The organism is Streptomyces sp. NPDC046931, from assembly GCF_040644655.1.
In the GTDB taxonomy this organism is placed as follows: Bacteria; Actinomycetota; Actinomycetes; order Streptomycetales; family Streptomycetaceae; genus Streptomyces.
Genome location: NZ_JBEYWX010000056.1, coordinates 1 through 4,762, shown reverse-complemented (window position 1 = coordinate 4,762; position 4,762 = coordinate 1). Strand labels below are relative to the sequence as shown.

At 71.1% G+C, this 4,762-nt stretch carries 1 protein-coding gene; it reads left to right on the top strand.

Features of this window, described 5'->3' with window-relative positions; genetic code table 11:
• Positions 1-4,762: amino acid adenylation domain-containing protein (locus ABZ876_RS38965; RefSeq protein WP_361791143.1), on the top strand; the 4,762-nt coding region annotated here is incomplete at both ends.

The window sequence follows — 4,762 nt, the reverse complement described above, 5'->3', positions numbered from 1 at the left end:
GGAGGACCGGCCCGGCGACAAACGCCTCGTCGCCTACGTCGTACCGCGTGAGACCGAGGCCTTCGACGCCGGTGAGCTGCGCCGGTACGCGCGCGAGCGCCTGCCCGAGTTCATGGTCCCGGCCGCGGTCGTGACCCTCTTGGAGCTGCCCCTGACCGCCAACCGCAAACTCGACCGGCGGGCCTTGCCCGCCCCGGACTACGCAGCCTCCGCGACCTCACGCGCCCCGCGCAGTGAACGTGAGCGGGAACTGTGCGAGATCTTCGCCGAAGTGCTCGAGGTACAGCGCATCGGCATCGACGACGGCTTCTTCGACCTCGGCGGCCACTCCCTGCTCGCCACCCGGCTCATCAGCCGCATCCGCACCCGCCTCGGCATCGAAGTCCCCCTGCGGACCCTCTTCGAGGGGCCGACCGTCGCCCAGCTCACCGACCGGATCACGAGGGACGGAGACAGGGCTCGCCCCGCGCTGGCCGCCCGCACCCGGCCGGCCGAGCTGCCGCTGTCCTTCGCCCAGCTCCGGCTCTGGTTCCTGAACCGCCTGGAAGGCGGGGCTGCTGCCACGTACAACCTGCCGATCACTCTGCGGCTCACCGGCAGCCTGGACCGGGACGCGCTCGCCGCCGCCCTACGCGATGTCGTGGAGCGGCACGAGAGCCTGCGGACCGTCTTCCCCGAAGGCCCCGACGGCACCCCCTACCAGCACATCCTCGACGCCCACGAAGCCGTCGTGACGCTGGACGTGGTGGAGACGCCGGCCGCGCACCTGGACGCCCGCATGGCCGAGACCGCGGCCCAGGGCTTCGACCTCACCACTCAACCTGCCTTCATGGCACGGCTGTTCACCGTCGACGACACCACGCACCTGCTGATGGTGGTGCTGCATCACATCACCGGCGACGGCTGGTCGATGGCTCCCCTGGCCCGGGACGTGGCGAGGGCTTACGAGGCTCGGATCGACGGGGAGGCTCCCGCGTGGGAGCCGCTGCCGGTGCAGTACGCGGACTACGCGCTGTGGCAGCGCGAACTGCTCGGCGACGAGTCCGACCCGGACAGCGTGTCCCATCGGCAGATCCGGCACTGGACCCAGGCCCTGGCGGACCTCCCGGAACAACTGGCGCTGCCCACGGACCGGCCCAGGCCCGCCGTCGCCTCGAACCGTGGCGACAGCGTGTCCTTCACCCTGGACGCGGAACTGCACCAGCGCCTCACGACTCTCGCGAGGGAGTCCGACGCGAGTGTGTTCATGGTGGTGCAGGCGGCGTTCGCCGCGCTGCTGTCCCGGCTGGGCGCGGGCACGGACATCCCGATCGGTTCGCCGGTCGCCGGCCGTACGGACGAGGCGCTGGACGACCTGGTCGGGTTCTTCGTGAACACGCTGGTGCTGCGCACCGACCTGTCCGGCGACCCGACCTTCCGCGAACTCGTGGACCGGGTGAGGGAAGTGGATCTCGCCGCGTACGCGCACCAGGACGTGCCGTTCGAGCACTTGGTGGAGGTCCTCAACCCGGCCCGTTCCATGGCCGCGCACCCGCTGTTCCAGGTGATGCTCGCCTTCCAGAACGTCGACCAGCCCGAGCTGCGGCTCCCCGGCCTCACGGTGGCGGTCGAGCAGGCCGCCACCACGGCCGCACGCTTCGACCTCTGCGTCTACCTCGACGAACTGCACGCGGCCGACGGCACCGAAGGCGGACTCGCCGGTGTCCTGGAGTTCGCCACCGACCTCTACGACCGCGAGACGGCCCACGAACTCGTTGCCCGGTTCGAGCGAATCCTGCGCAGCGCGGTCCACGACCCGGACCAGCCGATCGCCGGACTCGTCCTCCTCACCGCGGCGGAGCGACGGCGGACCCTGGAGGAGTGGAACGCCACCGACACCGAGGTGCGCCAGGCACCCCTGCCGGTGCTCTTCGAAGAGCAAGTGACGCGCACCCCGGACGCCGCAGCCGTGATCCACGACGACGTCACCGTCTCGTACGCCGAACTCAACGCCCGGGCCAACCGCCTCGCACGGCTGCTCGTGGAGCGCGGGGCGGGCCCCGAGCGGATCGTCGCGCTCGCTCTGCCCCGGTCGGTCGACCAGGTCGTGGCCGTGTACGCGGTGACCAAGGCGGGGGCCGCGTATCTGCCCGTCGACCCCGAGTACCCGGCCGACCGGATCGCGTACATGCTGGACGACGCCCGTCCCGTGTGCGTGCTCACCACGGCGGACACCCAGCCCCTGCTGCCCGAGGCACTGCCCGCCCTCGTCGTCGACGACCCCGCCTTCGTGGACGGTCTGACCGCGTACGCGGACACCGACCTGAGGGACGTGGACCGTGTCTCGGCGCTACTGCTCCGGCACCCCGCCTACGTGATCTACACCTCCGGCTCGACCGGCCGCCCCAAGGGTGTGATGATCCCGCACGACGCCATCGTGAACCGCCTCGCCTGGATGCAGGCCCGGCACCCGCAGCGTGCCGGGGATCGGATCCTACAGAAGACACCGACCGGGTTCGACGTCTCCGTATGGGAGTTCTTCTGGGCCCTCCAGGTCGGCGCGACCATGGTGGTCGCCAAGCCCGGCGGGCACCGGAACCCGGCCTACCTGGTCGAGGTGATCCGCGCCCAGCGCGTCACCACGCTCCAGTTCGTGCCGTCGATGCTCGCCGTGTTCCTCGCCGAGCCGACCGCCGGCACATGCACGACGCTGCACACCGTCATCCTCGGCGGTGAGGCGCTGTCCCTCGAACTCGCCGACAAGTTCCGCCGCACCCTCGACGCCGGCCTTTTCAACCTGTACGGGCCAACCGAGGCCTCGATCGACGTGACCCGATGGGTGGTCCGGCACGAACCGGACGCGCCCAGCGTGCCCATCGGCGCACCCGTGTGGAACACCCGCGTCTACGTCCTGGACGAGCACCTGCAGCCGGTCCCGGCCGGTGTCCCGGGTGAGCTGTACATCTCCGGCGTGCAGTTGGCGCGCGGCTACATTGGCCGGCCCGCCCTGACCGCGGACCGCTTCGTGGCCAACCCCTACGACACCTCGGGCCGGCGCATGTACCGCACCGGCGACCTGGTGCGGTGGCGGGCCGACGGCAACATCGAGTTCCTCGGCCGCACGGACTTCCAGGTGAAGATCCGCGGCTTCCGGGTCGAGCTCGGCGAGGTGGAGTCCGCGCTCGCTGCTCATCCCGCGGTGGAGCAGGCCGTGGTCCTCCTGCACGGCGGCAAGGACACGGCCGACGCCCGCCTCGTCGCCTACGCCGTACCGGCCCGCGGGGCCGCCGTCGACCAAGGGGAACTGCGCGAGTTCGTCGGCACCCGGCTGCCCGAGTTCATGGTGCCCGCCACCGTAGTCGTCCTCGACGCGTTGCCCGTCACCGTCAACGGCAAGCTGGACCGCAAGGCCCTCCCCGTCCCCGACTTCACGCCCGCCGCCGGCAAGGCACCGCGCACCGCCCACGAGGCGATCCTGTGCGATCTGTTCGCCGAGGTCCTCGACGTCGAGAAGGTCGGTGTCGACGACGGCTTCTTCGACCTGGGCGGCCACTCCCTGCTGGCCGTCCGCCTGGCCAACAGGATCCGTGGCGTCCTGGGCGTGGAGCTGCCCCTGGCCGCCCTCTTCGAGGCACCGAGCGTGGCCCAGTTGGCCCGGCGCCTCGCCGGTGTCGAGGGGGCTCGTCCCCGGCTGGAGCCGGTGGGTCGTCCGGGTGAGGTGCCGTTGTCGTTCGCTCAGCGGCGGCTGTGGTTCCTCAACCGGATCCAGGGGGTGGAGTCGGCGACGTACAACATGCCGATCGCGCTTCGGCTCACCGGCCGACTGGACCGGGTGGCGTTGGCGGCGGCGCTGGGGGATGTGGTGGCGCGCCACGAGAGTCTGCGTACGGTCTTCCCGGAGGGCCCGGACGGCACGCCGCGCCAGCGCGTGCTCGACGTGACGGACTCCACGGTGGACCTGCCCGTCGTCCACGTCACGGAAGAGGAACTGCCCGGCGCCCTAGCCCACGAGACGGCCACCGGCTTCGACGTCACACATGAACTTCCCCTGCGCGCTCGCCTGTTCGCCCTCGACGACACCGTGCACGTCCTCTACGTGGTGCTGCACCACATCGCGGGTGACGGCTGGGCCATGGCCCCGCTGGCCCGGGACGTGGCGCGGGCTTACGAGGCTCGGATCGACGGGAAGGCTCCCGGGTGGGAGCCGCTGCCGGTGCAGTACGTGGACTATGCGCTGTGGCAGCGCGAGCTGCTCGGCGACGAATCCGACCCGGACAGCCTCATCAGCCGGCAGGTCGCGCACTGGAAGCGGGAACTCGCCGGTCTGCCCGACCAGCTGGACCTGCCGATGGACCGCCCACGGCCCGCGGCGGCGTCCTACCGGGGCGGGCAGGTCCCCGTCGAACTCGACGCCCGGCTCCACCAGGACATCATCGCGCTGGCCCGCGAAACGGGCGCGAGTGTGTTCATGGTGGTGCAGGCGGCACTGGCGACACTGCTGTCCCGGCTGGGCGCGGGCACGGACATTCCGATCGGTTCGCCGGTGGCGGGCCGCACCGACGAGGCGCTGGACGACCTGGTCGGGTTCTTCGTGAACACGCTGGTGCTGCGTACCGACGTGTCCGGCGACCCGACCTTCCGCGAACTGATAGCCCGCGTACGGGACACCGACCTGCGGGCCTTCGCCCACCAGGACGTACCGTTCGAGCACCTCGTGGAGGTTCTCAACCCTGTCCGTTCCATGTCCCGGCACCCCCTCTTCCAGGTGCTGCTCGCCTTCCAG